3 protein-coding genes and 1 pseudogene are annotated in these 5669 nt (G+C 62.2%); all 4 read right to left on the reverse strand.

All coding sequences use genetic code 11. From position 1 onward, the window contains the following. Positions 1–262: pseudogene (locus GEU01_RS23375) on the reverse strand (efflux transporter outer membrane subunit); the annotation flags it as partial. After that, positions 259–3363: an efflux RND transporter permease subunit gene (locus GEU01_RS19110; RefSeq protein ID WP_019087209.1), complete on the reverse strand. Its 3105-nt coding sequence runs from the start codon at positions 3361–3363 to the stop codon at positions 259–261. The gene GEU01_RS19110 and the pseudogene GEU01_RS23375, both read right to left, overlap by 4 nt. Beyond that, the gene (locus GEU01_RS19115; protein ID WP_019087210.1) at positions 3341–4561 is read right to left on the reverse strand and encodes an efflux RND transporter periplasmic adaptor subunit; all 1221 of its coding nucleotides are present in this window, start codon (positions 4559–4561) and stop codon (positions 3341–3343) included. Before GEU01_RS19115 ends, GEU01_RS19110 begins: the two co-directional genes overlap by 23 nt. 330 nt (positions 4562–4891) lie before the next feature. Next, positions 4892–5491, reverse strand: coding sequence for a CatB-related O-acetyltransferase (locus GEU01_RS19120; RefSeq protein WP_010515894.1), 600 nt, complete (start codon positions 5489–5491; stop codon positions 4892–4894). Positions 5492–5669 lie beyond the last annotated feature (178 nt).

Raw genomic sequence — 5669 nt, forward strand, 5'->3', positions numbered from 1 at the left:
CATATTTATACTGTGCCCGCGCCTGCTGCAGCTTTGACCCGGCCAGCGCAAGATCATCATTGTTTTTCAGCCCTTCCGCCACCAGCGCGTCCAGCACCGGATCACCATAGCTGCGCCACCATTCGCCGCCATCTGGTACGATGGCGGCCTGCTGCGTGCCCCATTTATTGGGCATGGGCATCTGTGGCCGGTGGTAAGTGGGGGCCAGCCACGCGCAGCCCGCCAGCAGCGCAGGCAGCAGGAGGATCGGGATGCGTTTCATCTTGTGGCTCCCTCAACCTGCGGCGATGGCGTTTCCTTCACCTTGAACCACAGCACGTACAGCGAAGGCAGGAAGATCAGCGTCAGCACCGTCGCCACGGCCAGCCCACCCATAATGACATCGGCCATTGGCCCCCAGAATACGCTGGACGCAATGGGCAGCATGCCCAGGATGGCGGCGACAGCGGTCAGCATGATGGGGCGGAAGCGGATCTTGGCCGCATTCATCACCGCATCCCATTCCGACTGCCCCAGATCCTTTTCGATCTGGATCTGATGCACCAGAATGACCGAGTTGCGGATGATCATGCCAATCAGCGCCACCAGCCCCAGCATGGCGATGAACCCCATCGGGTGCTGGGTCAGGAACAGCGCACCCACCACCCCGATCAGGCCAAACGGGGCCACGCTGATGACCAGCGCCAGCCGCCTGAAGTCCTGCAACTGGATCATCAGCACACCCAGCATGACCAGGATCATGAGCGGCACGACAGCCACGACGGATTTCTGCGATTTCGCACTCTCCTCCACCGTGCCGCCCACCGCGACATGGTAGCCTGATGGCAGGCTGGCATTGAACGCCGCGATTTTCGGGGCCAGCGTGCCAACGGCGGTATCCGCCTGCACCCCATCGCGCAGTTGCGCCTGTATGGTCAGCGTCGGCAGGCGGTCGCGCCGCCAGATCAGGGGATAATCCTCGACGTATGAAACACTTGCCACGGTAGACAATGGCACCGTCTGGTCATTGGGCAGGCGGATATCAAGATTGCGCAGATCCTCGATCGACAGGCGCTGGGCATGGTTGGCGCGCAGAACGACATCGACCAGATAGATGCTGTCACGGACCTGCGTCGCCGTAAGCCCGGTCACCGCCGAATTGATGGCCAGCGCAATCGCCCCCGATGACAGGCCCAGACGATGCGCTTCATCCTGCCGCACGTCGATCTTCAGCTTGCGCGCGGGATCGCCCCAGTCGAAATTGACCATGTGCAACTGGTTGCTGTCGGCCATGATCTTCGCCACGTCATGCGCGTAATGCCATACCCGGTCTGGGTCACGGCCGGTCACGCGGTACTGCACTGGCCAGCCCACCGGTGGCCCGAGTTCCAGCGGGAACAGCCCATGCACCACGTCGGGCATGTCGCGGCTCAGTGCACCATCCAGCCGCTTGCGCAGGCGGTCACGCGCCACGGCACTCTTGGCCACGATGACGGTCTGGGTAAAGAAGTCGTTGGGCAACTGCTCATTAAGCGACAGGTAAAAGCGCACAGCCCCGCGCCCGACATAGGAACTCCAGTGGTCGATATCGGGATCATTACGCAGGATGGCATCCAGCCGGCGCGAGACATCCGCCGTCGCCTTGATCGATGCCCCCTGCCGCAGCGACAGGTCAACCAGCAGTTCCGGCCGGTCGGATGCAGGGAAGAACTGCCGGGGCACCAGTGGGGACAGCGCAATGGCCACGACCAGTGCGGCAAGGCTGGCCAGCACGGTCGCACGCGGGCGGCGCATGGTGAACAGTAGCGCCCGGCTGAACACGCGCAGCAGTCGCCCTTCCGGCGGGGCATGGGGTGCTGCCGCCGGGCGCCGCTTCAGGATGGTCACCCCCACCAGCGGCGCCACCAGCACGGCCACGAACCATGACGCGATCAGCGCCATGCCCACCACGGCGAACAGAGAAAATGTGTATTCCCCCGCGACACTTTTCGCGAACCCGACCGGGATGAACCCCGCCACTGTCACAAGGGTGCCGGTCAGCATGGGGAACGCGGTCGAGACATAGGCGTAGGTCGCGGCCCGTGTCAGGGTCCAGCCTTCCTCCAGCTTGCTGACCATGCTTTCCACCGTAATCATGGCGTCATCGACCAGCAGGCCGAGGGCGATGATCAGCGCGCCGAGCGAGACGCGCTGCAGGTCAATGCCGAACATTTTCATGCACACGAACACGACTGCCAGCACGAAGGGAATGCAGAACGCCACCACCGTGCCCGCGCGGGCGCCAAGGCTGAGGAAGCTTATGCCCAGCACGATGACGATGGCCTCGAACAGGGCCTCGGTAAAGTCCCCTACCGCGTCATGCACCACCTTGGGCTGGTTGGCGACAAGGTGCGCCTCGATGCCGATGGGCATGCGGGCGTGCAGTTCAGCCATTTTGGCCGTGATGTTCTTCTCCAGTTCCAGCACGTTGCCACCACTGCGCATGCTGAGCGCCAGCCCGATCGCATCCTGCCCGCCCACGCGGAACATGGTCTGCGGCGGGTCGGAATGGGTGCGGGTGATAGTGGCGATGTCACCCAGCCGGATCTTGCGGCTGCCGGCATAGACCGTGACATTGGCAATGTCCTGCACCGACCCGAACTGCCCGGTGGGCTGGACCTGTATCTGTTCGCGCCCGGTATCGATCACGCCGGATGGTACGGTGGCGTTCTGCGCCAGCAGGGCGGCCGCAATCGTGGCCCCGTTTATGCCCAGCCGGGCCAGGTGGTGGGTGGAGAAATCGACATAGATCTTCTCGTCCTGCGCGCCCAGCGTGTCGATCTTGGCCACGTCGGGCACATGCAGCAGTTCGTCGCGCACCGTCTCGACATAGTCACGCAGTTCGCGGTGGGAAAAGCCATCGGCGGTAAAGCCGTAGATGATACCGTAGGTATCGCCGAACTCGTCATCAAAGAACGGGCCGAGCGTGCCCTGCGGCAACTGGGCCTTGATGTCGCCCACCTTCTTGCGCACCTGGTACCAGATGTCGGGCACTTCCGCCTTGGGTGCGCCGGACAGCAGGTTGACGAAAATCGTGGTCTTGCCCGCCAGCGTATAGCTCTTGACGTAATCGAGGTCAGGCGTTTCCTGCAGTTTCTTCTCGATGCGTTCGGTCAGCTGGTGGGTGGTTTCCTCCACCGACGCACCGGGCAGGAACGCCTCCACCACCATGGTCTTGACGGTAAAGGGCGGGTCTTCATTCCGGCCCAGTCTGAAGTAGGACTGGATGCCGGCCACGCCGATCAGGATCATGAAGAACAGGACCAGCGCACGGTGGCGGATGGACCAGTCGGACAGGTTTATGCCCCCCGGCGCGCGTGGCTCAGGGACGGACATCGGCTTCATCCAGCAGGCTGACCTTTTCTTGCGGATACAGCGCCTGCACGCCTGCCGTCACTACCCTGTCCCCGGCGTTCAGGCCGGATGCGATCACCACGTCATCGGTGGCATAACGGGCAATGGTGACGGGGCGCTGGGAGACGCGCAGCGTGTCGGGGGCCACGATCCAGACCGCAGGTTTGCCGTCCTGTGTGGCAAGGGCGGCGGGCGGCAGATGGACGGTTGGCGCTGATGATATGGACAGATGCCCCGTCACCACCGCGCCCAACGGCATCATGTCCCGCGTGGCGCGCAGTAGCGCCTTGGTATGATAGGTGCGGGTCAGCGGATCGGTATCGGGCGCGATTTCATAGATCGCGGCGGGTGCGCAGGTAGCAGGCGCTGCGTCCAGGCACACCTTCATGGTCATGCCCACGGTCAGACGGGACTGCGCCAGGGCTTCGGGCATGTCGAACTGCCCGTCCAGCCCGCCACCCGCCGCCATGCGCAGGACGGGCTGGCCTGCGGCCACCACCTCGCCTGCTTCCACCAGCCGGTCGGTCACGATGCCGTCCTCGGGCGCCATCAGGCGGGTGTAGCCAAGCTGTTCCTGCGCCACGCGTACCTGCGCCTGTGTCGCCTGCACCTGGTCCTGCGCGGTTTTGTAGCGGCGCACCGCGTCGTCATAATCGTTGCGTGAAATGGCCTCCACCGGCAGCAGGGCTGCGGCCCGCTGCTTCAGGGGGGCAGCCTGTTCCAGCGCCGCTTTTGCCGTGGCGTTTTCCGCCAGCGCCGTGCGCAGCGTCTGCTGTGGCACCGTGTCATCCAGCCGCGCCAGCACGTCCCCCGCACGCACGACGCTGCCTGCGGACACGGAACGTTCCACCACCTTGCCGGGCAGGCGGAAGGCGAGGTTGATGGACTGATGGGCGGAGACCTGTCCCGTCACCACCTCGCCGTTCGTGTCAGGCGTCGGGTCCACAATGACGGATCGGACGGGGCGGACTTCCTCCACTGCCACCTTCTTGTGGCAGGCTGAAAGCAGAAGCAGCAGGCAGAGCAGGATCAGGCCCGGAGCGCTACGCGGTTTTTCCACGGCGGGCGCGGGATATTGGCCCGGCGGGAGGCTGCCTTCCCTGTGCAGGATCGGATGAAGAATGGTAGCCAGGAAAGATGGAGGCTGGGCATGGCCCACGCTTTCATTGCCAGTATGTCTGGTTTGCATGGATACCGATCACCCTCAGTCATGTCCTGAATCCAGCGGCACGACGCAGCCGTTATGGCTTGCATAGACGAGACCGTATCGTATTGCAATGGCGTACAGGTGCTACTGTCGGCTGGCTGCAAACACGCGGGTAACAGGTGGGATTACGTAGGCACACATATGGTGCTGATCCGTTTGTTTTACCTTATTCGGCCCTAAACCGGCCAATTTGGCATGAACCAGCATGAATGAGCGGGTTCAGACATGAGCTCAGATAGGAACAAATTGGGGCGGGCATTCAGCGTTTCCCATGGCGCAATGCTATCAAGCTATTGGAAGGGGATGAAGGCGCTACGCTGGAACACCTTCATATGCACTCAGGAATCCCTCGATATTATCGCTCATCAGGAGCGGCATCCGAGCCCGTATGACCTCCTCTGGCCAGTCCCACCATGCCAGTGCGAGCAGCCGCTCGATGGTTCTCTCGGGGAAGCGGTATCTGATAACCCGGGTCGGATTGCCGCCGACGATGGCGTAAGGCGGCACGTCCCTGGTCACCACCGCCGCCGTGGCAATGATCGCGCCAGACCCGATGGTTACACCTGACATGATGTTGGCCCGCGCGCCGATCCAGACATCATTGCCGATGACGATATCCCCCTTGGTGGAATGGTCATCGGATGCGTCAGCTGCTTCGGGCCAGAAATTGCACTGGTTCTTGAACGGGTAGGTGGTGATCGTGTCCGTGCGGTGGTTGCCCAGGATCATCAGCACTTCGCGGGCAATCGAGCAGTATTTCCCGATCTTCAGGCCGGCATATTCGGCCTCTATGATGATGGGAGAACCCTTGGCGCCATACGTATGGTCCCCGATCTCCCAGCCCCATTCCTCAATCTCGTGGGCAAGCGTGTAGCGTAGGAGCAGCGAAAAGGCATTCTTGCCGTAATACATCTGGGCAGTTTTCTCCCATCATGGTTGAGGTTAAGCGGCTGTCGATATGTGTTTTTGCACATCGGTCACAGGAATCAACTGCCTTGCCATAGTGGACTTGTTAAGAACGAGATATATGAAGCGCTATCAACCTCTTTATTCCTTCCTGATCAGTTCCAGCCCCTCTTCATATGTCATC

It is taken from the genome of Komagataeibacter europaeus LMG 18890 (genome assembly GCF_000285295.1).
Taxonomy (GTDB): Bacteria; Pseudomonadota; Alphaproteobacteria; order Acetobacterales; family Acetobacteraceae; genus Komagataeibacter; species Komagataeibacter europaeus.